The organism is Petrachloros mirabilis (assembly GCF_975968855.1).
Genome location: NZ_CDLUDY010000253.1, coordinates 13,219 through 36,948 on the forward strand (window position 1 = coordinate 13,219; position 23,730 = coordinate 36,948).

Consider the following 23,730-nt stretch of genomic DNA (forward strand, 5'->3'; position numbering starts at 1 on the left):
GTCACGCAGTTCAGGCCAATTTAGTTTCCCGTGTTATGGCCAGGAGATCGATCCGATCTCAGGCCTGTGGCCTATGCGAGAGTTGCTTGCTGCCCTGCGGAACTGTCGAGGGTGATATCGCGAATCAGCGTCGACCAGGGGTGGGAGTTCAGCGGACGCCGTGACCGGTATCACATTATCGTTTACTCGATTGGAATCATGATGGCGATCCCGCCCATCACATCGTTTAATTTGAAATCTCGTTTTGTACTTCGAGGGTGACTATTGTGACATTTGATACAGGCAGTTGAGACGGCGAGGTCCGGATAGATGGCCTGGAAGTATCGTTTTTTTCCACTGGTCACAATGCCGGTCACTGGAGACTTAGGCGAACGATTCAATGATTCAAGAGCCTTGCGCTCAAAATCCGTGGCCGGTGCGTTGCGTTGATAGATGGGTGATAAACCGATCAGCCGGTAACGAATTCCCTGGCCGCTTTCGGCGACCAACCGACCTGAATGTTGGAGAAACTGGGCTGGGAGCGGAAGGGCATTTTCCTGCTCCCAGTGCTCCGCTGCCGAAACGATGCCCTTCTCTTGCATCCGGTTCACGATTTGACTGGTGTAGATCGTTCGATCCGCCTGAAGGACGGCATGGACGAAGCCCGCAACCTTTTCAGGAGGTATCCCGGAACTGCTGGCTGCCTGCTCCTTTCCGGAGTAGGCGGCAGTGCCCCACCAAAATACAACCATTAAGATTGTGCCAACTGCAGCTAGGCACGGGACGGCGAAGCGGTACATGACGTCTCCTTTGACGAGGGCGAAAAAGGTAAGAGTGGAAGGGTGATGATGCAGGATGTGCCCTGTTCTTCGCTGCTCTCCAAGCGGATATCTCCGCCGAACTTCCTCACGATGCGGCGAGCCACAGTCAATCCTAACCCCGACCCCTCGCCCTGTCCTTTTGTCGTGAAAAATGGATCGAATACTTTGGAAAGGTGTTGTTTCGGAATGCCTGTACCGGAGTCCTTTATCGTCGTGATAACAGATCCGCCGGTGGCAGCGGTCGAGAGGCATAGAGTCCCCTTCCCCTTCATGGCCTGGACTGCGTTTATCAGGAGATTGGTGAATACTTGCCGCAACTGGTCCGGATGCGCCAGTACGGTAGTATCGCCTGCATAGTGCCTCTCGACGGTGACTTGTGGAGGAGCCAGGCCTGCCGTGACGGCATTCATGGCCTCATCGAGTTCTCGTTCCAGATGAACGACCTCCCGCTCGTCAGATGTTTCGCGTGCCGCAACTCCCGTGAAATCCTTGATGATCGCTGCCATACGTTTGCCTTGTTGGACGATGTCCTGGGCATAGGCCTTCACGCGCGCAGGGTCTTGTTCTTCTTGAAGCGCTTCTCCCAATCCCACAATACCGAAGAGCGGGTTGTTGAGTTCGTGGCCAATTCCAGCTGTAAGGACGCCCAGGCTTCTGGATTTCTCCGCCTGGAGCAGCTTTTCTTGGATGCGACTATCGTCAGTAGTATCGCGGAGGACGAGTCCGATACGGTTTTGCTGGCCTGGCCGCCCGCTAACTCGGAACCATTGATATTGGTACACATGATTGCCTATATGCAGTTCGCCCGTTCGTCCGCTATGCACGGCGTCTTTGCTAGGCGCAAGGGGGTCTCTGATGCGATCTTCTCGGACTGATTCGTCGCCGACGGACGAAGCATCGGTTTCAGTCAAGTGTTGGTGCCAAAGCTCCTCCCGCAACCGTTGTTCGAGTGAGGATTCGAGGGGGATGATCTCAAAGAGCCGTTTGCCGGAGTCGAGGTCGTCGGGGAGTCCAAAGGCTTCTCGGCCTGTACGGTTGACATATTGCACGTTTTCCTGGTCGTCGACGATCAGGACGGGTGTGGGAACGGCATCGAGGATTTCGTCAGTTGATCTTTGTAAGTACTGCACTTCCTGAGTCTTCAAAGTGACTTGATCGGTCAAGCCTGCAAACGCCGCTTCAAGTTGCCTGTTCATACGATTAAAGTCTTCAGCCAACGCTTCGAGCTCGTCCCCAGTGTTGATCCGAATGGATTGCTTGAGCTCGCCTCGACCGATGGCTTCCGCAGCCTGTTGGAGTTGTCGTACGGGAGTGACGATTCGGGTTGCCGCTAAGTATCCCAGGGTTGCTAGGAGTACCACAGCGATCACTCCGAATATGGTCATCCAGGTGAAGAGGTGCTTGATCGGCGAAAAAAGCTCATCAGATGATTGCCAAACGAATGTGTGCCATGTACCGGCTTCCAACATGCCGTTCGTGGCTCGGCTTGTTTCAGGAAGCGGAGCAAACCCGATGATGGAGGAGGAACTTCCGCCATGGCCGTCACTTGGTGCGTCAGCCCACCCGGGGTGCATGGGAGTGACGAGAGGGATGAGCGCCGCGTCCGAAATCTTCACGCCGGTTGGGAGGATCGGGCAACTCATCACGATGCCACGGCTATCGATCAACATCACGTGCCCGGTCTTGCCGAATCTGATCGGCTGTATCGATGGGGAGAAGAACTCCTTCGCGTCGATGGTTCGATGTAAGACCCCGACGACTTCGTATCGCAAACTATCCATGATCGGGAGCGAAATCGTAAACACATAAGACTCAGCCTGTTCGTCGAAGTGCACATCCTGGATGTAGAGCTTCCCGACACCTTTGTTGAAAGCTCCCTTCCACCAATCGGTCTGTGCGTTGGAGAACGCGGGTTTTGTCGTGAGCGCCGCGACGAGATCGCCCCGTATGTCTGTAATGAATAACATCTTAGTTGCGCCACGCACGACAAGGGGAATCAATTGATCGGGCTCGCTCAATGTGCCTGCATAATATTGCTGCAACAGAACCGCGATCGGATTCTCGGTAAGACTTTTCACCGTAGCGGGGTTTTGTGCTTCCCATTGTTTCTGAATGTCTTTACTGCCGGAAGTTCCGGAGGTGGGAGTTGTCTCCTGAAGCGCGTCACGTCTCCGCTCAAGTTCTCTCACGATAACCTGATCCGTCGCTATTCGTGAAGTTCGGGCAATTTCCTCGGCAACAAGGATGTCCAGTTTTCTTGCGGCTTCCGTTGCCAAGGCCTTGAAGCTTTCCCCGCTGACTTCCCGGATTTCTTTCGACCCTTGCCAAAATGCCATTCCGAGGCCGACCAGCAGCGGGACGACCCCTACCAGCAACATCGAGACGATCAGCTTGGTCCGCAACCTCCATCCGCGGGTGGAGGCCGGTGACTGTGTCTTGGGGTGAGTCACGACGGTACCTCTGAAATCGGCGGGAAGGTGATCGTAAATGTAGTGCCGCGGTCTACATGACTTTCGACACCGATTTTCCCGTCCATCTTGTTGATGACAGTTTTCACGTTAAAGAGCCCGAGCCCTGTGCCTTTACCCGCGGGTTTCGTGGTGAAAAAAGGCTCAAAAATCTGTTCTTGCAACCCATTTGGAATTCCACAGCCCGTATCGGTAATTCTTACCGTGATTCCCTCGTCGGATACCTTCGTGGCCAGGGTGAGCGTTCCGCCGTCCTGTTCCATCGCCTGAACCGCGTTGCTGATCAGGTTCACAAATACGTGAAGCAGTTCGTCAGGATTCCCCCTAATTGCGAGGCCTTCCTCATAATCTTTGGATACGAGGATATCGTGGAAACTTGTCGCGTAACGGGCGATTTTCAGCGCTTCATCGAGACGTCCGTTTACGTGCACAAGGTAATTATCCCGAGACGTGGTTTTCCTGGCATACCGAGTCAGATCCAGACAGATGGCGCTCGTCCGGCGCACCGCATCGACAATGTCTCGAGCCTGCTCATGAACCTTTCCCACATCCTTTTCCTCGGCGAGATTTTCTGCCAAGCCCATAATCAACTGCAGCGGATTATTGATGTCATGAGCGATACCGGCGGCAAAGGAGCCAATACCCGCCAACTTTTCAGCATGAAACAATTCCGACTGCAGTTTGGCCTCATGCTGAACGAGTTCCCATAAGACGCGCGATCCTGATCCAGTCAGAACTTCCGCCCCCGCTCCTTTGTGGGTGTGAATAAACTGCTCCATCGACGGATCACCCGTCACATCCATGATCAGATTGACTCCGTGATTGCTGACAAGTCTTTCCACTTCTTCGATCACTGGGACACCAAGGGCTCTGGCACGCTGAATCCCTGGAGCGAGGGGATCACGGTCCGTTATGCCGACGACTTGAATGGAGGGAATTTGGTGAAGCAGGTCAAGGAGAGCCACCCCTCCTCGACCTGCACCGAGAATCGCAACTTTTATCGAACTGAGTTGGGTGACGACAGATCTGTCCGTTATGTTCTGCACCCAATTCCCCTGTTTAATGAAAAGGCGAGGGCGTCTCAACCCTCCGCTGGACTATTGCATCTGTGGAGTTGCCATCCATGTAACATGATACAGGCCCTGTCATAAACGAGCCAACTCCCTTTGCTCCATTGCCCGCGCGACAGACTCGCGAAGTTTTTCTCCCTCAACTGGCTTGACGAGGTAATCGACGACGCCCTGACGGAGCATCGACGTTGCCATCTCCGTGTCGGGAAATCCCGTGAGGACAATCACCGGTACTCTGGGATAATTGGCACGGAAGTAAGCAATGGCTTCAACTCCATTAATTTTTGGCATGCGGATATCGCAGATGAGGACGTCCAGGAGCAACTTGTTCTCCCCCGCATTTATGGTTTCAATAGCTTTTCCCCCGTCCTCCGCTTCGAGGACATCATACCCCGCCTTCTGCAGGGTCATTCGGACAACCTTCCTGATATCCGCTTCGTCGTCGACGATCAGGACGCGACCGTTTGTGGCCTTGTCTCCCATGAAGAATCCTGAAGTAAATTCACCCATGTTGTCCTCCTCTGTGAGAAATAAAAGGTTGTGTAGTGACTGTCATTGGGGCTCACGCTATATTGCTTGAGCAACACTTATGCCCTCTAGTTCAGTTGAACATTCAGCAAAATTTCAACTACTTAGCGCTCCCGTATTCGATTCGAGTTGTTGATACTGGCTGATATCGACCAGATTGATTGAAAACCACCACCAGGTACCCCGATCTGGCTGTTGCTAACGTTGCGCACAGTGATCAACCGCATACGAGAAGAATCATGAGGGAACTTCACAGCAATGGTGTTGCAGCGATTATCATGTTGTTCCAAGCCGTGAGTCTTCCGATGCCGACTACTCCATCCGGTCTTATGAACCAAGTTCCGTACCTTGGTCAGAAGGAATCGCTGTTTAAGGGGGAAGCATCCGATTATTGGTATGAATGAAGCGGGGTAGACTATCGTAAAGGGGGAGTGGGTGAACACGATAAGAATCACAAATGATTCAACGCTGAATCGAAATAGGTATAGTCCGACGCAGCTGAACTTCTAGTTCAAGCTCTCGAATTGCCTTTAGGAAAGGGGCTACGGTATCCTTCCGGCAAGGAGGCCGATGTGATTACCCAGGAAACGCTCACTGAATACATCAAACGGGCTATACCCGATGCCGTCGTGACGATGACCGACAAGACTGGAACGATGGATCATTTGAAGGTTGTCGTGCTTTCAAATGCCTTTCAAGGGAAAAACTTATTGGACCGGCATCGTATGATTTATCAAGCACTTGACGCGCCGTTGAAGGATGGTCGCATCCATGCGTTGGAATTGAGCGCAAGAACGAAAGACGAGAGCTAAAGGAGGCATCTAATGGCAGAACCGATAGAAGAGGAAATCCAGAGGGAAGTGAAGGCGCACAAAATCCTCATTTACGGCAAGGGGACCAAGACTATGCCGATGTGTGGTTTTACGAGGGAAACTATGCAATTTTTCGACAAGTATGGATACCCCTATGAAGTGATCGATGTGCTTTCCCACCCGGTGAAGCGGGAAGCTCTGACGAAAATGACGAATTGGCCGACACTCCCGAAAGTATTCATCGATGGGACGTTCTATGGCGATACTGACATTCTTGATCCCATGGCTGCGAAAGGCGAGATCGAGCCGCTCTTGAAAAAAGCTTTCGGGAAATGAAATATGGTGACGGAATTCCAGATGTAGAGCCCTCGGTGCTGTGTCCCGGGTTTACCGCTTCGCTTCCGGAGGCGGCCAGTTCAATTCGGTGTGGCGGCCGCAGTAGTAGCAGCATAAGCGATATCGGGCCTTGCGACGGGGATTAGGCAGAGAAATGAAGGTGATAGGAGTATCGTCAAAGGGGCAGGTTGGCTGATCGTGAAGGAGGTGCATCTCTGCCATCATCGTGATCGAGGCGATATCCCACGGCGGCTGGTGCTTTTCCTTGCCCGTGATCTTTTCCGCTAAATGACAGCGTTCACAAGTGGCTTCGTATGTCTTGATGCGGGCACTGTGAGGCGTGACATCCAACGCATCCATTAGCCCGCCGCAGCCGGGTTTGGTGCAGGTTATATGCTCATGTTGCAGGGCCTGGATGAATCGTCTGTGAGACTGAGTTTCATCATCTGACTTCATCTTCTCTGATCTCCCTCTTATATCCCCCATGCACCACTGATCTGAATATTGGCGCCGTTCACATATCTCGCCTCCGGACTCAGTAGATAGCGGACGGCTGCTACCGTATCGTCGACAGTCCCGATGTAACCGGCAGGAATCCGCTTTGTCATGCCTGCCAATTCGTCCGGCGGCGCGCTGCCTGAATCAATGAAGCCAGGTGATACGGCGTTTACGGTGATGCCGTGGGGCGCCAGAAGTTTGGCGAGGGTTCTGGTCAGGATCAAAACTCCTGCTTTAGCAATGTAGTGTGCTGTGACATCCGGCTGGGAAATCATTTGATCTGCATTCGCCATGCTGAAGTTTATGATACGGCCAGCTTTTCTGGCCTTCATGCCCGGTGCCACTGCTTGCGCCAAATAGAAAATCGGATGGAGGTTGCCGTCGAACATCTCCTTCCACCCTTCGATCGTTTCGTCAAACAGGTTCACGCGGTGGTAGGGGCCCGCGCCATTCACCAGCACGTCGATTTGCCCCCACTCCTTTTCAATCCGTGCAATCATCTCTTTCGCCGCGCTGGGATTCGATACATCGCAGCGGATCGCCAGGGCTTCTCCGCCCCGTTCCATTATGGCTGTAGCGGTGCTCTTGGCCTCCTCCTCACTCGTCCGATAGCAGAATGCGATCTTCCATTGCCGTGAGGCAAGATCGAGGGCAATGCCACGGCCGATTCCTTTGGCTCCACCTGTGATTATGGCAACCTTGGTGCTCATGGTCACGCTTTCATCATACTCGTGTCCTCAGCCGTTTGGCGATCAGCTGTAATGCCCCCGCAGTTCGCCCGGAAAACGACTGCTCTTGCTTCGGTTTCTTGGCGTCGATGGCGCTGGCCTCGATGAGTGACTGGAGATCGTCGATGCTATCGACATCGCGCCATTCAGGAATCAACCCGACGCTCAATCCAAGACTTTTCGATTTCTCACAGCTCTCAGCGAGGACTTGATCGGTAGACCAGGAGATCTTCTTGAACAGCTCCGGCACCGGTTTTTTGAGGCCGATCATGTAATATCCTCCGTCCAAGGCCGGGCCGAATACGACGTCGTACTTTTCGAGGAGATCCACTGCTTGTTTATAATGGTCGAGCGGCAGGGAAGGGACGTCGGTCCCGACAATGAGGACCTGCCGGTACCCCCTGGCAAACATAGTCTCGAATGCTCGATGCATTCGAATGCCTAGATCCTCTCCTTCCTGGTCGATTAAGTTCACTCCCTGCCGTTCCTCCATGATCTTGAAGAATGTCAGCGCCGACGAAGGGGCGCAGGCGAGATAGCGATCAACCGGCAGCTTCAACCTGACTGTTGCGACTTTCGTCCGTTCGAGGGTGTCGAGCACGAAACTGCCGTGGAGGGTTGCGGCTTCGTCTGGAGTCAACGGAGGGCATAGTCTCGTTTTTACCTGACCAGGAGTTGGGGCCTTCGCGAAGATCACTAGTGCGCTCTCACCGCGCTGCGAGTTCGAGGTGAAGGGTGTTGGGCGGCTGATGGGAGAAGGAGGGGTTTGTCTGTCTCGCGGTCGACGCATCTGTTCCTCCGGCCCCTAACAGTGCGCGCCACCTCAGTTAGCGAACAGTTTTGTAGAGGTGCGCCAGCCTGGCAGGGCTGATACCGAGCCAATACAGGAATCGGAGGGTCCACATCAAGAGAATAGTTCGGAGAGGGCCGTTCTGTTTCCATCGTCGAAACGAAGTCGTCACGGTTTCCCGTAGAGAGACGATAGGGCCGAGACGTTTGAGCCTCGTGCTGAAATCGATATCTTCCATAATCGGAATTTCCGCGAATCCACCCAATTGTTCGAATATCTCGCGGCGGACGAATATGGCTTGGTCGCCGGTTGAGATACGGCTAACTCGGGAACGCCCGTTCATGAACGTGCTGATCGTGCGTGCCCAAACCGTACTGCTGTCGAATCGAACATCGAAGCGGCCCCCGACGAGTCCGGGATTCGTCAGCGAACTTGCGATGAGCTGTGCGGCCTTATCCGGTAAGCGTGAATCGGCATGGAGAAATAGGAGGGTTTCGCCGCGGCAGGCTCTGGCGCCTTCGTTCATTTGCCGCCCACGTCCCGGTGGCGAAGTGAGGAAACGGATTCCACAGTATTCCTGGTTCTTGTTACTGAGTGTGCGGACGACGTCCGGCGTTCGGTCGCTGCTTCCCCCATCCACGACGATAATGTCTTCAAATCCGAGGCCCGAGGTGTGGCGAAGTGTTTCAGCGATCGTGGTTTCTTCGTTGAGGGTAGGGATAATGACGGAAATGACCACTGTGTCGCGAGGTCACGCTGACTTTTTCGGTTCGCGAAAGATGAAGAACATGACGAAGACGACGGTGAACCAGAAAAGGACTTGCTTGTGCCAGAACAGCACTTCACCGTAGTGGAAGAATCCCGCTGCCAGAGCGAGGGCTGCGCCCATAATTCCGTATCTGGTCATCGGATTCTCAATCGCGGCATTGGCCCATACGGCGAGTCCCCCGAAGTAGATCAAAAACGGGACCACGTTGATTTCGAAACCTCCGCTGATGGATAGAAACACGTTCAAAAATCCGATAAACATCAGGGCTGTCCCGACCATCAATCCGGCGACGCGCATCTGGTGATCGCCTCCGCCTTCCTCGCCTTCCGATCCTCCCGGCGGGGCTGGCGGTCGCTGAGACTGGTCTGGTGGAGTTGGGAGATCCGTAGGTGCCATAAGGATTACGCCTTGAAATGCTTGCTGAGGGTGAGGGCCTGCTGCTGATAGGATGAGCCAAGCCCGACACCGTAGAGTTGGTCGGGGACATCAAGCATCCTGTCATATACAACCTTGAAAAACGTTTGTCCATCATGGATCAGGAACGGCACATCATGGGGGCGGACTTCCAGCACGACCTGTGTCCCCTTAAGCTCGCCGTCAATCCCGTAGCCGAAGCCTGGATCGAAGAATCCGGCATAGTGGGTGCGAAGTTCTCCGCAGGCCGCTTCATAGGCCACCATTTCGGCTGCGTAATCGGGAGGCACACGGATCCGTTCCTTTGAAGCCAGGATATAGAACTCTTCCGGTTCCAAAAGCAGGCTGTCCTGCCGGTGCCGGTACAGAGGCTCCCAAAAATCTGCCGCCGCGTAGTGACCGATTTTGGAGAGATCGATGACGTGGCTGTTCTTTTTGGCGCGGTAGCCGATGATGGTGGAGGATGATCCCTCTTCGCCTTTGAGATCAATGCGCAAAAAAAGTCCCCGGTCCGTCCGAAATTCTTTCGCGCGCAAGGGCTTGCGATTCGGAACGTTGTGATAAAGAAGAGGCTCGTTCCGGTGCAAGTTCTGAAGTGCAGAGTCCGGCGCAGCGGCTTCCCCTCGAATGAATCGGATCTGATTCAACGATTGGCCTGGTTTGACCTTGATTGCAAACGATCGCGGGACAATTTCAAGATAGAGCGGTCCACGATACCCGGCGCGAATTTCATCGAAACCGGCATTCAAGTCGGTGACGATTCGTGTGAAGACGTCGAGCCGTCCTGTCGTACTCTTGGGGTTGGCTCTGGCGCGGATAGCCCCGGGGAGTTTCAGCGATTCCAGCAATGGTACCAGGTAGACATGTCCTTTCTCGAGAATCGCTCCGCCGCTCAGATCCATTTCGTACATCACGAGATCGGATTGATAGAAGTCCATCACATTGAGCCGGCCGGAGATGGCCGACAATTCAGGAAGGAAACTGCTGATAAGCCGATAGGCTTTCTTCCCCAACCGCAGGTCGAGGCTGGCCGGTTGGATTTGGCGGTCCTCTATAGCCACAGGCGCTGTGACGGCGTTGGCTGAGATGAGTCGCTTGATCTGTTGATAGGGGAGAATTCCCTGGGCTGGCTTCTTAGTCACAGGTCGTCCGAATCTCCGCCGCAGCTGTTGCCCCAAGTGGAATAGCCGTCGTGATCGAGGTAGCTATCGCCGCAGGATGCGAAGGCCTCGGTCGGCTCGTCGTACGAGGCTCTTGCACCGACCATGGGAAGCTCACGGGCGGTGCCCGTCTTGGGTTGGGGATAATGAAACGTCTTGTCTTCGTAATTTCGAAGCACGGCTCCGTCTTCGTCCATATGGACAATATAGTCATCCGGCAGGAGCGGGATTTTTCCTCCGCCGCCTGGAGCATCGATCACGAAATGCGGCACCGCCATCCCGCTCGTATGGCCTTGCAGGGCCTTGATGATGTTGAGCCCAGTTTCAACCGTGGTACGGAAATGGTTGGTTCCCTTCGTCAAATCGGCTTGATACAGGTAATAGGGTTTGACTCTCGCCAGCAATAACTGGTGGACCAAGCGTTTCATTGTTTCCGGATCGTCGTTGACTCCCTTCAAGAGCACGGTTTGCGCCCCCAGCGGGACTCCTGCGTTAGCGAGCATCCCACAGGCGGCCTTCACGGCCGGAGTCAATTCGTCTGGATGGTTGAAATGCAAGTTCATGTATATCGGATGGTACTTCTTGATGATTTCACATAACCTTGGCGTGATCCGTTCGGGTAAAGTCCCGGGGACCCGCGAGCCAAGGCGGATTAGCTCCAAATGAGGAATGGTCCGCAGCGCCTTGAGGATACGTTCCAATAAATGGTCCGGCAAGAGCAAAGGATCTCCGCCCGAAAGGATGACATCCCGCACCTCCGTGTGGTCGCGGAGGTAGGCGATAGCGCGATCAAGTTCACCCTTCTTCAAAAATCCCGGCTTGCCGACCAGCCGTTTCCTCGTGCAGAAACGGCAGTAGATCGGGCATTGGTTCGTGACCATCAGTAAGACCCGATCCGGGTATCGATGGACCAGGTGGGGCACCGGACTCATCAGGTCTTCTTCCAGCGGATCGTCTTCCGCGTCGATGTCGCCTAATTCTTCAGCGTCAGGCACAACCTGCTTCCAGATAGCATCACCCTTACCCTTAATGGTGTTCAAAACGGTCGGAGTGATCCGCATGGGATAGGGACCGACAATCGCTTCCAATTCCTGTTCGTCCAGCCCGAAGCGATCGGCAAGATCTTTCGGTTTAACGATGCTGGCAGCGAGGATGCGTCTCCATTCCTCCATTGAACTTCTCCCGTTCAACCGTTGGTGAGACGGTCAGTGGCGGCTACGCGTTCAAGGTGTGCCAAGATTTCTTCTGTGTCACTCAATACTGTGTTGCCGTCTTGAAGCACTGGAACATAGTACTGCCCGGAAACAGAAAAAACTTCCTTCCGGAAGGGTCGGAAGTCAGGGACAAGAATGCTCTCGTACTCGATCTTGAGGTCCACAAGTTTCCGCCGAACGACTTCGCATTCAGGACACCAATCGACGTGGTAGAGCGTCATCATATCAGTGGTATGCTAACACTCCCTGTTCAAGGATTGTATAACGCAAGGCAGCATCATCGCATCCTTCATCCCGTGGATTACCTTCTTATCCGAGGGGCATACTGTCGCCAGGATACCAGCCAATTCAGCCTGATCGCCAGTGATGAAATAAAAAGGAGAGAGCCGGGCCCGTCCTGACATGGAGTGCAGTTCTTCCGTCTCCGGTTCGAAATAGTCGAACTGGTACTGTCGGCCCTTGTGAAACTCCTGCAACACATAAGGGGTCTTGGTATAGGATCTCAATGCAGAATCAATGGCTGCAGCCCATTCATTCTGCGGCAGGTCATGGCCAATTGAGACACCCCTGCTTCCCCACGCCAGCTCGGAAAACCCCGATGGTTTGATGACGAAATGCCGCTCCTTTTGTGTCGCGCTGGCGAGGTCACTCCAATTCATCGTCGCGCGTCCTCCGATTGAAAGGCCGGGGATCACGGCTGAAGGCGGAACCGGAGTCGGATCCAATATCCACGTGCGCGGCATGATGGTCGTGAGGTGAACGAATACATCTTCTCCTAACGCCGTTTGCCAGTACTGATGCAATAGGGGGTGATGGAGGAGTGCGAAGGCGGATTTTTCCTCCAATGCCGGCTTGTATGGAGGAGTCACAGATACGAGCCCCTTTTTCACCCCATACTGAATCAGTTCAGCCTTGGGGATGTTAGGAATATCAAACAATTCATAGAACCGGTAGATGAGAGCCACAGGGATCTCGCGATCCTCTGTCATCACGAAGAGCTTCTCCTCTGTAAAACGGACCTGTCGTGGCTCCACACAGTACGCATCGAGTCCTCTAGCCGACAGTTCCTCGGCCATCCATTTCATTTCCGGCCGATAGTCCCTCGCTTCTTCCGATACGACAATTACAAGAGCCCCCTCTGCTTGACCTTTCTGGTCCTGCAACATGGCGGTGAACCCCTCGATCATTCCGTCGCGCCCGCCGACGATCTGTACGGGGTGAGGTAACGAATCGTTGTAGGCTCGGCTTAAGGCGCCAGTGAGGCCGATTCCGCCGGGGACCGAATCCAGTTCGGTGATGACCATGCCGTCTTGGGTGGGAATCACGTCTGGTCGGATAACGGCCGGAAGGTGATCTCGAAATCGTTTCATTCTACTGAAAGACACCAACCATTCCGGCTTTCCTTTGTCGAGATAGGCTGCCACCCATGCCGGCTGGGTACCGCGCGAGCTATCGATATAGAGGCGATTGAGGGCGCGATAAAATTTGAGCAACTGTGGACCGAGAGCACGAAAGAAGGCCAGCTGGTCCTGTTCGAGCATGAATGGTTCAGTTCCGATACGCCACGTATTGAGAACGGTTGTTTGACCTGATAACAAGAGGGTGGATTCCCCTGTAGGGGGCGCAAAAAGCCCCGCTTCAATGAGGGACTTGCGAATAGTGGAGCAGCGGTGAAGTAGATCGGAAGTAGCCAAATCAGACAGGAAATTGGTTCATATCACCGGTCATGCCTAAGGTCAGGCGTGTCGAATCGTAACACGGGCATTAGGAACGTACAAGTGGAGCAGGAATGGCCGGAGAGGGGTTCGAAGGGGTTGCCATGCGCACGCAGTTTTTCCCCGCCCGCTTCGCTGCATATACAGCGGCATCTGCGGCAACTATGAGGTCCGAAGGAATCGATGCATGGATGGGAAACGAGGCGATACCGATACTGCAAGTGAGCGAGAAGGACTGGCTGTTCAATGTCGTCAGTTCGGGCAGCATTGTGAGGGTCGACACGCGCCGTCGGAGTCGTTCGGCTGCGCTAAGAGCCCCGTCCATAGAGGTGTCCGGAAGGATGAGGGCAAATTCCTCTCCTCCGTACCGGGCGGCGAAATCGCTTGCTCTGGCGAGGCTGCGTCCGGGTCCTTGCAGGCTGTCCAGCAACCAGCCAATTTCACGAAGCACTTGATCGCCCATTGTGTGCCCGTAGACGTCGTTGATCTGTTTGAAATTGTCGAGATCGATGAAGAGTAGCGAGAGCGGTCTCATGGACCTGGTCGCAAGCGCACACAAGAGGGTCAAGGTTTCTTGAAAATGGGAGTGATTGTAGAGACCGGTCAAGCTGTCTCGTATTGATTGGTCGCGCAAAAGCTGATTGGCTTGGATCAGCTCTCTATTGGTGCTTGACAGGTTTTTGACGAGGGCTTCGGCTTCCGCTTGTTGCCGCTTGATTGCCGTGACGTCGGTGATCGTTTCGACAACGTGTCTTTCTCCGGTTGAAGTTTCGACCTGTGCCCATTGCACAAGGAGAAATTCGTCGTTCGGGAGAGGGACCTCGCTGGCTGTTGGTTTCCCGGTCGAGATCGCTTCGGGCATTTTGCAGAACGTACAGGGAGTTGCACAACCGGCGATTTTTTCGTGACACGTGAAGTCGGAAATGTCGCCGAACTTATTTTGAGAGGTCTGATTCTGAAACACGACCTTGTACGTGATCGGATCGATTACCGTAATGATGACAGGTTGGGAATTCAAAAGGACTTGTGGGTCGTACTTCGGGATCTTCGGAGAAGATGCCATCGTATTACCTGAAAGAAGGTAACAAATAGTTGGAATGTTTTAGGCTGTAGTATTTCAGTCACGCAGAGCTGGGTCAAGAAAATGGGTGTTTTCTGAGAGACGGGATCTGCACCGGAAACATCCCCGGAAAACATCCCATAGTAGGCCCCCTGGGAGAATGGTGCTAGAATGGCTTCTCATTACGACGTCTATGACCGCTCTGGAAACAAAGACACGATCGGGATCCGATGCTGGGCTGTCCGAGCTTCCTCAATTGGTTCCGAGCAGCCGATGTGTCCAATGTGAGGTATGCTGCCGATTTCCCGATGCGGATAGCCCCTTACGGCCTTATTTTACTGGTCGAGAAATTTCCCGGGCTATCGATGCCGGAGTTGAGGGGCGTGTTTTCCCCGATCGGGCAGGCTCTCAGATCTCGCTGGTGAAGGATTTGCAGGGAGAAGGCTTTCATTGCCCTGTTTTCGATGCTGAGAACAGAACCTGCCGCATATATGAACAGCGACCGCTTGATTGCCAACTCTATCCGTTGGCGTTGATGTGGAATGAGACCCACAACGAAGTCCAACTCGGATGGGACGCTAAGTGCCCTTTTGTGCAAGAACAGGTTGCTGACTCGGTCCGTGCACATGCGGAGCGCGTGAAGAGCCTGTTGCTTCAAGCAAACGTCATTCGAGAGATTGCAAATCATCCGCGGTTGATCGGTTCCTACCAGTCAGATGTCGTCACATTGTCGTCCCTTCCGGAGGTAACCGAGGCTCTGTTAGAGCAGTGGGGTGCTCGACCTCTTCGCCGGCTGCAATGGGAGGATCTTCCGCGATTTAAAGCGGCTCTTGATCGATCCGGCCTATGCGGCCCCCAATCCCTCGCGGCCTATTCGGCCGACTATCACTATGTCTGGAACGGGCTTCTTCCTCATTGGTGGATGGAGGCGGCCGGGGCGTTCTGTCTTTTTGCGCAATCACCCGATGGTTGGTTCATGCCGTTGCCGCCGCTCACCGATGGGACTTTGGATGACCCGATACGCGAAGCTTTCTCGGCAATGCATCGGTGGAACGGAGAATCGGCTGTGAGCCGAATCGAGAATGTGCCGGCGTTTCTTGCCGATACGTTGAAGGCTAAGGGCTATCGGCTTACGTCGAAGGAACCCGACTATCTTTACAGGGCTTTCGATCTGGCGGCGTTGGCAGGCGATCGCTACAAGGCGCAGCGGGCCCTCTGCAACCGCGCGGAACGACGGGGTATCACGATTGAACCGTATTGCACGAGTAATCGATCGGAATGTCGTTCACTCTTTTTGGATTGGAGACGGCAAAAGACATCGCAAGCGAGCGATTCGTTCGCCGCCGCATTGCTCGAGGATGCGTCGTCTGTCCATGAGGCGGTGTGGGCACATGGGCTGGAACTGGAACTGGTTGGATCGGTCCTTCGCGTTGACGGAGTCGTTCGAGCGTATACCTTCGGATATTGGCTAGACCGCCGTACGTGGTGTGTATTGCTCGAAGTAGCTGATCGGACGATACCCGGTCTTGCGCAATTCCTGTTCAGAGACACCTGTCGGAATGCTTTGGCGCAAGGGGCTGAATTCATCAATACAATGGATGACTCAGGGCTTGCAGCATTGCGCTCTTCGAAAAAGGCGTATGGACCCGTGGCGCAAATCGATAATTTCATCTGCACGGAAACCGCACGCGCATGAACACACAGGATTTCCAACAACCACTCAATTCGGCTCGCTATCGCTGGCTGCCCCAGCTGATCATTCTGATGAACTTGGTCGCCTTTCTGGCCGGTGTCTTCATACTCCGTAACGTAGAAGAACGGCTGATTGCGGCGGCGGGCGAAGAGTTGACAATCGCGGCTGCGGAAGTCGCAGACAAACTGGACCGTCTCTTCCTCGAGCGCTATGGCGATGTTCAAATGATGGCGCGGGCGTTCGCGTTGCGCTCGTCGGATAGCCGTTACCTTGGAAGCTACCTCGGCTGGGTGAAGAAGAATTATTCCCCCGTCTATCTCTGGCTTGGTGTGACGGATGGTCAGGGTGTGATGGTGGCCTCTACCGATTCGTCTCTCCAAGGGCAGAACTTCAGCCGATCCGATTGGTTTCGGCAGGCGTACAAGACGCAACGGATCATGATCGATGATGTGGCTGCTCACGAAGGCGACGACGGCATCGAAACAGTGTCGTTCACCGCTCCGATCCTGGACGCGGAAGGGACCTTTCTTGGAGTGGTCACGACACGTGTGGCGATGTCCGTGTTGGAAGATGTGACGATCGGGACGATGCAGTCATTGGAGGAACGCAAGGAGTTCACGGGGCCGGTCGCATTTCAAATGGTCACGAAACAGGGAGTGATTTTCGTCGACTCGTCCACGGGGAACAAAGGCGAGCTGAATCGACAGGACCAGGATTTGCCGTCGGCTCTTGCCGGTCGAACCGGTGAGCCGGGTTTTGTCGAGGAGCACTATCGCGGCCGGTATGTCGTCACGGGGTATGCGCAAATGAAAGGGTACGACGATTTCCCCGGCTTGGGTTGGCACGTCCTTGCCAGGATGGATCGGGATTACGTACTTGGTCCAATCCGGCCGATCTTATGGAAGGTCGGAGTGACAGGAGTCCTCGTGTGGCTGCCGATGATGGGGCTGCTCTTTTGGTCAACCACCAAACTGAGAACGGAATACCAACAGGCTCAACAGGAAAGTTCCTGGGCCCGCGCAGCCGAAGCTGCATTGCTCCAAAGCCAGGAACGGAATCGTGCGATTGTCGAAACGGCCTTCGACGCGCTGGTGACGATTGATGCGAGCGGGATCGTAACGGACTGGAACAGTCAAGCGGCTACGATTTTCGGCTGGTCACGGGAAGAGGCGCTGGGACAACCGCTTTCCAGTTTGATCATGCCAGCGAGGGACCGAGAGGCCCATCAGAACGGACTCCGTCATTACCTGGCGACCGGCGAGACCCATATTCTGAATCGTCGTATCGAAATGTTGGCCCTGCATCGGTCAGGACGGGAGTTCCCCGTCGAGCTAGCGGTTTCACCGGTCCGAATCGGTGACACGATCTTTTTCAGCGCCTTTATCCGAGATATTACTGAACGGCGGGAGGCTGAAAATCTCTTGAGAGAGAGTGAAGCGCGGTACCGGTCGGTAGTCAATGTTCTGGATGAAGGAGTTGTGGTGATCGATGCGGAAGGGATCTTTCGAACCGGCAATGCGAGCGCCGAACGCATTTTGGGTCTTACGTTGGCCGAGTTGAACAATCGTTCGTTATACGATCCGCGTTGGCACCTAATTCGAGAAGACGGCTCAGATGTTTCCCAAGCTGAACATCCGGCGGCCATGACGCTTCGTACGGGTCAACCTTACTCTGGGGTTGTGCTGGGGGTGTTCAGGCCGGACGGCAAGTTGCGGTGGATCGATGTGAATGCCCGCCCGCTGATCGGGGAGGGACAGGAATTTCCGGTTTCCGTAGTGGTGTCATTTTCAGACATCACGGAGCGCAAGCGTGCCGAGGAACGTCTCACGGCGCAATATGCCGTTACGCGCGTCTTGGCCGAATCGCGGACAGTGGAAGAGTCGGTTCCCAAGATCATGCTGGCGATAGGGGAGAATCTCGAATGGGATTGCGGCATCTTCTGGCGGGTCGACAAAAACGCATCGGTTCTTCGGTGCCTTGATCAGTGGGTCGGTCGGCAGCTCGATGCGGATACGTTTCTGGCCGCAACGTGGGAGCGGACATTCAAGCCAGGCGAAGGTTTGCCGGGAAGAATTTGGACCAGCGGAAAGCCCGCGTGGATCACTGATGTGGCAACCGATACTAATTTTCCGCGTCAAGCACAGGCGAGCCAAGTCGGGTTTCACGGCGCATTCGGATTTCCGGTGAGGATCGGAGGAGAAATTGAAGGGGTTGTCGAATTGTACAGCCGCCAGGTTCGTGTGCCTGAAGAAGAACTCTTGAAAATGATCGAGGACGTCGCGTTAAAACTCGGGCAATTCGGTGAACGTGCGAAGGCCGAAGAGGCGTTGAGACAAGCTGAGAATCAACTGCGTCAATCGCAAAAGATGGAGGCAGTTGGGCGGTTGGCCGGCGGAGTGGCCCATGATTTCAACAACCTCCTTACCGTGATTCGTGGCTACAGTGAATTGTTGTTGACCCGACTCACACCCGACGACCCGATGCACAAGGATATGACGGAGGTGAAGAAGGCTGCAGATCGGGCTTCGGGCTTGACCCGGCAGCTCTTGGCCTTCAGTCGCCGCCAATTTGTGGCGCCCAAAGTGATCGATCTGAATTCGCTCATTGCAAACATGGGCGGCATGTTACGGCGGTTGTTGGGCGAAGACATTGTTGAGTTCTGCACGGAACTCGATCCCCAAACCGGTGCGATCAGAGCTGATCCGGGTCAGATTGAACAAGTCATCATGAATCTGGCGGTCAATGCCCGCGATGCCATGCCCAAGGGTGGGCGACTCACAATTGAAACACGCAATGTGACAATCGGGAAAACGGCTCGTCTGAACCCGACGGTAGCGAAACCCGGGGCCTATGTGCAGCTGGTCATTCGGGACACCGGTCACGGAATGGATGAGGAAACGCTGTCCCATGTATTTGAGCCGTTTTTCACGACGAAGGAAAAAGGAAAGGGAACCGGACTGGGACTCTCGACTGTCTATGGGATTGTCAAGCAAAGCGGCGGGAACATTGTTGTGGAGAGCAAGCCGGGACAGGGCTCCAAGTTCAAGATTTATTTCCCGCTAGTTGAACAGAAGGCCGACGGCGTCGCAGGGTCACTGGACGCCGGAGAGGCGAACCATGGCCGGGAGACAATCCTATTGGTGGAGGACGAGCCGGCGGTCCGCGGCCTTGTTCACGAAACCTTGCGACTGCACGGGTATACGGTCTTGGAGGCGCGTCACGGAATTGAAGCTCTCATGACTGGAGCCAAACACCAAGGCCCGATCCATTTGCTCCTGACGGATGTGGTGATGCCGCAAATGAGTGGTCCAGAGGTGGCGGAAAAAATTCAAGTTGTGAGACCTGGTATCAAAGTACTCTACATGTCGGGTTATCCGGACCACCCCGTTTTCGAACAGGGCGGGATAGCACGGAGTGCCTCGTTTCTCCCCAAGCCGTTCACGCCGAATGTTCTGGCTAAGAAGGTGCGCGATGTGCTGGATGGCACCAAAGTGGCATAGCATAAATTGATAGGCGCGGCGTCACTACTGTCGCGGAAATGGCCTTGCTTGATCTTCCTGCCGGGTTCCGTTTATTGTGCCGCGTCAGCCATTGGGGGTAAAAGTAGGTAGCGAGGTTTCGACGAAACAAATTACCGTGAGGAAATTGCTGCAAAGCACCATCATATTTCAGGCAATCCGATGACGGACAAGGGACGGGAATTCGACGTAGGTCAGTACAGGATTCAGCAGGAACCCTACTACGCAGAAGTTCGAGGCGAAGTCGGGCTCTTCACAACCGCGGCCAAAGCCCGGATGCCTGTCATGTTGAAGGGGCCCACCGGCTGCGGCAAGACACGCTTCGTTCAACACATGGCCTATCGGCTGGGGCGGCCTCTGATTACCGTGGCCTGTCATGAAGATCTCACCGCATCCGATTTGGTCGGGCGCTATCTCCTGAAGGGGCAGGAAACCGTTTGGGTCGATGGACCGCTCACCCTCGGCGTCAAGCACGGGGCGATCGTGTATCTCGACGAAATCGTCGAAGCGCGCAAGGATACAACCGTCATCATCCATCCTCTCAGCGACGATCGCCGCCTCCTGCCGATCGAGAAACGAGGCCAGGTTATCGAAGCGGCCGACGAGTTTCTCCTGGTCATTTCCTACAACCCCGGCTATCAAAGCGTCTTGAAGGATCTCAAGCAGAGCACCAAGCAGCGTTTCATGGCAATCGAATTCGACTATCCCCCCGTCGACGTCGAAACGGCGATCGTGCAGCGCGAAGCGGGGGTGAAGCCAGAAATTGCCGCTGGACTGGTCAAACTCGGTGGAAAGGTCCGGAATCTCAAGAACCATGGTCTGGAGGAAGGGGTCAGTACCAGGCTCTTGATCTATGCCGGTACGTTGATTCACGAAGGTATCGCCATCGAGCGGGCCTGCGACGTTGCAATCGCCAGGCCGATCACCGACGATCCGGACATGCAGCGCAGCATTATGGAACTCACAAAGGCGATATTCTGACACCCGCCTCTCCCTTACGAATGAGGACGACCATCCTTCAGGACGGCACAGATGGAGCCGTTCTCAACGTTCATGTCCAGCCGAAAGCCTCGCGTACCGAATGTGTCGGTGTCCATGGTGATGCCTTGAAAATTCGTGTGGCAGCTCCGCCGGTCGACGGAGCCGCCAATGAGGAACTGATCCGTTTCCTCGCACAGGAGTTCTCCATCGCTCGCTCCGCGATTCACCTCCAATCCGGTGCGAACGGACGGCGCAAACGCATACGCTTGCAAGGGGTGACGGCGGAACAAGTCGCGGCTTGCTTGATCGAGAAGAGAAAGGACCGGTAACGGGATGACGCGGGCGGCCTGGTGGGGGTTCTGCACAATTGTGCTCCTCAGCGCCTGCTCGAGTGTGAAGCCGGTGCTCTATCCGAACGCGCATTATCAGTCGGTTGGCAAAGAGGTAGCCAAACACGACATCGAAAGTTGCAAAGAACTGGCCGAATCGGCCGGAGCAGACGAAGGCAGCGGTAAGGGTGAACGTGTTGCGACGAATACAGCCGTCGGAGCGGGTGTAGGCGCAGCGAGCGGTGCAGTTGGCGGGGCCATCGCCGGATCAGCGGGAACCGGATCGCTAATCGGCGCAGCCAGCGGCGCCGTCTGGGGTTTGCTCACCGGTCTGTTCAGCGCCGGTTCATCTCAACCCAGCCAGGCCTATACGAATTTCGTGAATCGGTGCCTGCAAGAAAAAGGGTATGAGGTGACTGGATGGCAGTAACAAGATTGGAGAGTGGGAGAACGATCGCTCTCTTGACAGCCTTCAGCATGGCGACACTCGCCCTCTCAGCTTGTTCTACCCCCGAGCCAATTCTACGGCCCAATCCCAAGCTGCAACTCAAAGGTCGGGAGGCGGCGCAATTGGATCTGGATGCCTGCCGCTACAAGGCCGAGGGAGCAGGCCTCAATCCAGATACGGCGAGCCGTACCGGCAACATGGCGTCAGGTGCCGCGATTGGTGTCGTCGGTGGCGCAGCCGTCGGTGCCTCGTCCGGCTTAATCGGCGGTGCAACTGGTGTCGCGATTGGCGCGGCAGCGGGCGCGGGGCTCGGGCTCATCATCGGCCTCGTCGGTGGCGCCTACAAGCCGCTCGATCCCGATCCGGCATATGCTGATTTCGTCGTGCGCTGTCTGACTGAGAAGGGGTACGACGTGCAAGGATGGAATTAGAATGGGATGACTTCTGTTGCTCACGGAACGCGGCACGCAAGACTCATCCATATTTTCAAGTTGCGGGCAGTGCTCGTCCAACGCGCGCAGTAGAGGTCACCCCCATTCATCCCTCCAGTGTGGGGAGAGGTCCAAGAAGAAAGGAATTGGCGTCCTCGCCCCCGACACCCCCTTCCGGACTAGGCCAGCGGTGGTCATCTTAGGAGAAATCCAAGAACTGTACAGTCAGTTAGTCGCAGTTAGTTGAGGGGCGGAGGCAAGGGATGTGTGATTGCAAGACCTGAGATGGCTTAGACTTTCTCGAACTCGTAAATTATATGGACTTCTGTCGGTTCATCTTCTCCTCAGTAATCGAGACTCTGATAATAAGCTGTTAGTTACATCACAGTTGCCGAGCAACACAGTCTCTTTTACGGGTGGCGCGGTGAACGGAGCAGCCCCTCCCTTTGCACGGCGGGGCTTTTGCCATGGCAGGACCCGCGATAATTGGAGAAACTGCTCTCCTATCGGACTTGAATTCGTGAAGTTGTTCGGGAGAGGTTCAGCTCTTTATCGGACTGGTTTCTGACGAATCTCCATTGGTTGTTTTGACATTGAATTCTGCCTTGTGCCTCAGCGCCCGTCCTTTATCCGGTGTCGGGTCGGTGACGACGCCGTAGATTTCCCGTCCTTCATGGCCTTCCGGCAGGTATTCGGTAATGGGCATCCCATCTTCGCGGACGAACAAGAGGCAGTGGCAGTACTTGTAGATCTGCATCTCGTCGCAAGCGCAGATCCAGCGGCGCAGCTTAGCTTCGGCAGCTTTATCTTTGTAAAAGTTGCACGGGCACAGCGGCTTGCCGAGTTCGTCGACGTGCATCGCGAGGCCCTTCACAACCGCTTCGGTAACGGCAGGATTCGGATGCATCGCAGTCCCGCTTTTCTCGGCGAAACCTTTCACATATTTCCACATTTTGTCGAGACTTTCCTGTTTCGGTTCAGCCATCTGATCTCCTCTTCTAGCTCTTGCCTGTTCGCGCGCGCATAGTGTACAAGCGCTGAAGCGTGCTTGACAATCCGTTAATTCTCTCGTTCACCAAAGGACCATTCAGTGGAGTCATCAGAGGCTGCGAGAAGGCTCATCGACACGCTTGCCGGTGAGTTGGGTGGCTCGATGGCGGAGCTCCTTGTCACGAAGCTGATCGCTGCTGGTCAGCAACCGGCCGCGGTCCTGACGTTATTGGATGAGTTGGCCGAAGTGTCTCAGAAAGCCGGGCGCGCGGCCATCGAGGCCTTGCCCGAGCTGGATCGGCGGGCAGGATTTTCCTCTGTCATCCCCTGGCTCGATCTCAGTGTCGCATTGGCGGAATCGTCTGGTGCGACGACCCTCAAATATTTTAAAGAGAGTCCTGTGATTCTCGGTGTCATCGAGGAGAATGACGCGCGGGCTGCCGTGCTCACTGTTGGCTTGGAATTGGCGGAGGAAGATGCCAACGTGGTGCTGGAATACTTCAGAGCCGCGCCACAAATCCTGACAGTGATCCCCCGCGAACAGCTTCGGCCTTGGCTTGAGATCGGCGTGGAGCTGACGCAGGTCGATGTCGTGGTCGGTCTGGAATACATCAGGCAGATTGCGGCGGTGGCGCCGGTACTCCCGCTGAGCGAGGTGAAGAGTTGGCTCTCCTTCGGGATGAAACTGATCAGGCCGAATGTCATCGGAAAGCCGGACTACATCGCGACGATCGAATTTCTCAGAACCAGTCCTGCCATTCTTGGCGACATTGAACAGGAAGCTCTCCGCGCGAAAGTTGTGGGAATCGGCTCGCAACTTGCGGACTATTCACCTGAGCTTGCAATAGCCTGGTTGGCAGAGTCCCCCAAAATGCTTCGCGCGATTCCGTCAAGGGAATGGCAAGTCAAACTTTTACAATACGGGGCCTTGCTGGCGGAGAAAGATGCAGATGCCACCTTGTCCTACCTGCGGCAGAC

At 54.9% G+C, this 23,730-nt stretch carries 25 protein-coding genes; 10 read left to right on the plus strand and 15 right to left on the minus strand.

Features of this window, described 5'->3' with window-relative positions; genetic code table 11:
- Positions 1-182 precede the first annotated feature (182 nt).
- From ACWVCN_RS10570 to ACWVCN_RS10585, 4 genes are all read right to left on the minus strand, one after another.
- Positions 183-779 carry a Tll0287-like domain-containing protein gene (locus ACWVCN_RS10570; protein WP_455245637.1) on the minus strand — a complete coding sequence of 199 codons (597 nt, stop codon included), beginning with the start codon at positions 777-779 and terminating at the stop codon, positions 183-185.
- Positions 752-3,250 (minus strand): ATP-binding protein, encoded by a 2,499-nt coding sequence (locus ACWVCN_RS10575; RefSeq protein ID WP_455245639.1) that lies wholly within the window; start codon positions 3,248-3,250, stop codon positions 752-754. Before ACWVCN_RS10575 ends, ACWVCN_RS10570 begins: the two co-directional genes overlap by 28 nt.
- Positions 3,247-4,314, minus strand: a complete 1,068-nt coding sequence (locus ACWVCN_RS10580; protein WP_455245640.1) for a sensor histidine kinase — start codon at positions 4,312-4,314, stop codon at positions 3,247-3,249. The genes ACWVCN_RS10575 and ACWVCN_RS10580 overlap by 4 nt, the downstream gene beginning before the upstream one ends.
- Before the next feature lie 99 nt (positions 4,315-4,413).
- Positions 4,414-4,848 carry a response regulator gene (locus tag ACWVCN_RS10585; RefSeq protein ID WP_455245641.1) on the minus strand — a complete coding sequence of 145 codons (435 nt, stop codon included), beginning with the start codon at positions 4,846-4,848 and terminating at the stop codon, positions 4,414-4,416.
- A 257-nt stretch (positions 4,849-5,105) separates the two neighbouring features.
- On the opposite strand from ACWVCN_RS10585, the gene ACWVCN_RS10590 reads away from it, so the two are divergent.
- The 3 genes from ACWVCN_RS10590 to ACWVCN_RS10600 all read left to right on the plus strand — a co-directional run bounded on the left by ACWVCN_RS10590 (position 5,106) and on the right by ACWVCN_RS10600 (position 6,014).
- Positions 5,106-5,270 (plus strand): hypothetical protein, encoded by a 165-nt coding sequence (locus tag ACWVCN_RS10590; RefSeq protein ID WP_455245642.1) that lies wholly within the window; start codon positions 5,106-5,108, stop codon positions 5,268-5,270.
- 168 nt (positions 5,271-5,438) lie between these two features.
- On the plus strand, positions 5,439-5,678 hold the full coding sequence (locus ACWVCN_RS10595; RefSeq protein WP_455245643.1) for a BolA/IbaG family iron-sulfur metabolism protein: 240 nt from the start codon (positions 5,439-5,441) through the stop codon (positions 5,676-5,678).
- 12 nt (positions 5,679-5,690) lie between these two features.
- On the plus strand, positions 5,691-6,014 hold the full coding sequence (locus ACWVCN_RS10600; protein WP_455245645.1) for a glutaredoxin family protein: 324 nt from the start codon (positions 5,691-5,693) through the stop codon (positions 6,012-6,014).
- A 51-nt stretch (positions 6,015-6,065) separates the two neighbouring features.
- On the opposite strand, the gene ACWVCN_RS10605 is transcribed toward ACWVCN_RS10600, so the two are convergent.
- The 10 genes from ACWVCN_RS10605 to ACWVCN_RS10650 form a co-directional block, all read right to left on the minus strand.
- The gene (locus tag ACWVCN_RS10605) at positions 6,066-6,470 is read right to left on the minus strand and encodes a hypothetical protein (RefSeq protein ID WP_455245646.1); all 405 of its coding nucleotides are present in this window, start codon (positions 6,468-6,470) and stop codon (positions 6,066-6,068) included.
- Positions 6,471-6,487: 17 nt separating this feature from the next.
- The gene (locus tag ACWVCN_RS10610) at positions 6,488-7,222 is read right to left on the minus strand and encodes an SDR family NAD(P)-dependent oxidoreductase (RefSeq protein WP_455245647.1); all 735 of its coding nucleotides are present in this window, start codon (positions 7,220-7,222) and stop codon (positions 6,488-6,490) included.
- Between the two features lie 13 nt (positions 7,223-7,235).
- Positions 7,236-8,030: a TIGR04282 family arsenosugar biosynthesis glycosyltransferase gene (locus ACWVCN_RS10615; RefSeq protein ID WP_455245649.1), complete on the minus strand. Its 795-nt coding sequence runs from the start codon at positions 8,028-8,030 to the stop codon at positions 7,236-7,238.
- Between the two features lie 37 nt (positions 8,031-8,067).
- Positions 8,068-8,769: a TIGR04283 family arsenosugar biosynthesis glycosyltransferase gene (locus ACWVCN_RS10620; RefSeq protein WP_455245650.1), complete on the minus strand. Its 702-nt coding sequence runs from the start codon at positions 8,767-8,769 to the stop codon at positions 8,068-8,070.
- 12 nt (positions 8,770-8,781) lie between these two features.
- The gene (locus tag ACWVCN_RS10625; RefSeq protein WP_455245652.1) at positions 8,782-9,195 is read right to left on the minus strand and encodes a hypothetical protein; all 414 of its coding nucleotides are present in this window, start codon (positions 9,193-9,195) and stop codon (positions 8,782-8,784) included.
- Positions 9,196-9,200: 5 nt separating this feature from the next.
- Positions 9,201-10,355 (minus strand): 2'-deoxycytidine 5'-triphosphate deaminase, encoded by a 1,155-nt coding sequence (locus ACWVCN_RS10630; protein ID WP_455245653.1) that lies wholly within the window; start codon positions 10,353-10,355, stop codon positions 9,201-9,203.
- Entirely contained in the window at positions 10,352-11,545 is a 1,194-nt protein-coding gene (locus ACWVCN_RS10635; RefSeq protein ID WP_455245655.1) for a KamA family radical SAM protein, read from the minus strand. The genes ACWVCN_RS10630 and ACWVCN_RS10635 overlap by 4 nt, the downstream gene beginning before the upstream one ends.
- 14 nt (positions 11,546-11,559) lie before the next feature.
- Positions 11,560-11,811: a glutathione S-transferase N-terminal domain-containing protein gene (locus ACWVCN_RS10640; RefSeq protein ID WP_455245656.1), complete on the minus strand. Its 252-nt coding sequence runs from the start codon at positions 11,809-11,811 to the stop codon at positions 11,560-11,562.
- Positions 11,812-11,823: 12 nt separating this feature from the next.
- Entirely contained in the window at positions 11,824-13,128 is a 1,305-nt protein-coding gene (locus ACWVCN_RS10645) for a hypothetical protein (RefSeq protein ID WP_455245657.1), read from the minus strand.
- Between the two features lie 223 nt (positions 13,129-13,351).
- Positions 13,352-14,365: a GGDEF domain-containing protein gene (locus ACWVCN_RS10650; protein WP_455245658.1), complete on the minus strand. Its 1,014-nt coding sequence runs from the start codon at positions 14,363-14,365 to the stop codon at positions 13,352-13,354.
- Positions 14,366-14,555: 190 nt separating this feature from the next.
- Between ACWVCN_RS10650 and ACWVCN_RS10655 the strand changes: the two genes are divergently transcribed.
- From ACWVCN_RS10655 to ACWVCN_RS10680, 6 genes are all read left to right on the plus strand, one after another.
- The gene (locus ACWVCN_RS10655) at positions 14,556-16,058 is read left to right on the plus strand and encodes a phosphatidylglycerol lysyltransferase domain-containing protein (protein WP_455245660.1); all 1,503 of its coding nucleotides are present in this window, start codon (positions 14,556-14,558) and stop codon (positions 16,056-16,058) included.
- Positions 16,055-19,555, plus strand: a complete 3,501-nt coding sequence (locus ACWVCN_RS10660; protein WP_455245661.1) for a PAS domain S-box protein — start codon at positions 16,055-16,057, stop codon at positions 19,553-19,555. Before ACWVCN_RS10655 ends, ACWVCN_RS10660 begins: the two co-directional genes overlap by 4 nt.
- Before the next feature lie 180 nt (positions 19,556-19,735).
- Complete coding sequence (locus ACWVCN_RS10665; protein ID WP_455245662.1) at positions 19,736-20,554, plus strand: AAA family ATPase; 819 nt, start codon at positions 19,736-19,738, stop codon at positions 20,552-20,554.
- 20 nt (positions 20,555-20,574) lie between these two features.
- A complete protein-coding gene (locus tag ACWVCN_RS10670) occupies positions 20,575-20,883 on the plus strand; it encodes a DUF167 domain-containing protein (RefSeq protein WP_455245663.1) in 309 nt (102 codons plus the stop codon).
- A 4-nt stretch (positions 20,884-20,887) separates the two neighbouring features.
- Positions 20,888-21,313 (plus strand): glycine zipper family protein, encoded by a 426-nt coding sequence (locus ACWVCN_RS10675; protein WP_455245664.1) that lies wholly within the window; start codon positions 20,888-20,890, stop codon positions 21,311-21,313.
- On the plus strand, positions 21,304-21,762 hold the full coding sequence (locus tag ACWVCN_RS10680; RefSeq protein WP_455245665.1) for a hypothetical protein: 459 nt from the start codon (positions 21,304-21,306) through the stop codon (positions 21,760-21,762). Before ACWVCN_RS10675 ends, ACWVCN_RS10680 begins: the two co-directional genes overlap by 10 nt.
- 541 nt (positions 21,763-22,303) lie before the next feature.
- On the opposite strand, the gene ACWVCN_RS10685 is transcribed toward ACWVCN_RS10680, so the two are convergent.
- Complete coding sequence (locus ACWVCN_RS10685) at positions 22,304-22,747, minus strand: ferredoxin-thioredoxin reductase catalytic domain-containing protein (protein ID WP_455245666.1); 444 nt, start codon at positions 22,745-22,747, stop codon at positions 22,304-22,306.
- Between the two features lie 105 nt (positions 22,748-22,852).
- Here ACWVCN_RS10685 and ACWVCN_RS10690 point away from each other — a divergent pair.
- A partial coding sequence (locus ACWVCN_RS10690) for a hypothetical protein (protein ID WP_455245667.1) occupies positions 22,853-23,730 on the plus strand: 878 nt, incomplete at its 3' end.

Coding starts and splice junctions, on each gene's coding strand:
- ACWVCN_RS10665 (WP_455245662.1), top strand. CDS start 19,736: ATGACGGACAAGGGACGGGAATTCGACGTAGGTCAGTACAGGATTCAG.
- ACWVCN_RS10625 (WP_455245652.1), bottom strand. CDS start 9,195: ATGGCACCTACGGATCTCCCAACTCCACCAGACCAGTCTCAGCGACCG.
- ACWVCN_RS10605 (WP_455245646.1), bottom strand. CDS start 6,470: ATGAAGTCAGATGATGAAACTCAGTCTCACAGACGATTCATCCAGGCC.
- ACWVCN_RS10670 (WP_455245663.1), top strand. CDS start 20,575: ATGAGGACGACCATCCTTCAGGACGGCACAGATGGAGCCGTTCTCAAC.
- ACWVCN_RS10680 (WP_455245665.1), top strand. CDS start 21,304: ATGGCAGTAACAAGATTGGAGAGTGGGAGAACGATCGCTCTCTTGACA.
- ACWVCN_RS10645 (WP_455245657.1), bottom strand. CDS start 13,128: ATGCTCGAACAGGACCAGCTGGCCTTCTTTCGTGCTCTCGGTCCACAG.
- ACWVCN_RS10570 (WP_455245637.1), bottom strand. CDS start 779: ATGTACCGCTTCGCCGTCCCGTGCCTAGCTGCAGTTGGCACAATCTTA.
- ACWVCN_RS10650 (WP_455245658.1), bottom strand. CDS start 14,365: ATGGCATCTTCTCCGAAGATCCCGAAGTACGACCCACAAGTCCTTTTG.
- ACWVCN_RS10585 (WP_455245641.1), bottom strand. CDS start 4,848: ATGGGTGAATTTACTTCAGGATTCTTCATGGGAGACAAGGCCACAAAC.
- ACWVCN_RS10655 (WP_455245660.1), top strand. CDS start 14,556: ATGACCGCTCTGGAAACAAAGACACGATCGGGATCCGATGCTGGGCTG.
- ACWVCN_RS10675 (WP_455245664.1), top strand. CDS start 20,888: ATGACGCGGGCGGCCTGGTGGGGGTTCTGCACAATTGTGCTCCTCAGC.
- ACWVCN_RS10610 (WP_455245647.1), bottom strand. CDS start 7,222: ATGAGCACCAAGGTTGCCATAATCACAGGTGGAGCCAAAGGAATCGGC.
- ACWVCN_RS10600 (WP_455245645.1), top strand. CDS start 5,691: ATGGCAGAACCGATAGAAGAGGAAATCCAGAGGGAAGTGAAGGCGCAC.
- ACWVCN_RS10685 (WP_455245666.1), bottom strand. CDS start 22,747: ATGGCTGAACCGAAACAGGAAAGTCTCGACAAAATGTGGAAATATGTG.
- ACWVCN_RS10590 (WP_455245642.1), top strand. CDS start 5,106: ATGAGGGAACTTCACAGCAATGGTGTTGCAGCGATTATCATGTTGTTC.
- ACWVCN_RS10635 (WP_455245655.1), bottom strand. CDS start 11,545: ATGGAGGAATGGAGACGCATCCTCGCTGCCAGCATCGTTAAACCGAAA.
- ACWVCN_RS10640 (WP_455245656.1), bottom strand. CDS start 11,811: ATGATGACGCTCTACCACGTCGATTGGTGTCCTGAATGCGAAGTCGTT.
- ACWVCN_RS10660 (WP_455245661.1), top strand. CDS start 16,055: ATGAACACACAGGATTTCCAACAACCACTCAATTCGGCTCGCTATCGC.
- ACWVCN_RS10615 (WP_455245649.1), bottom strand. CDS start 8,030: ATGCGTCGACCGCGAGACAGACAAACCCCTCCTTCTCCCATCAGCCGC.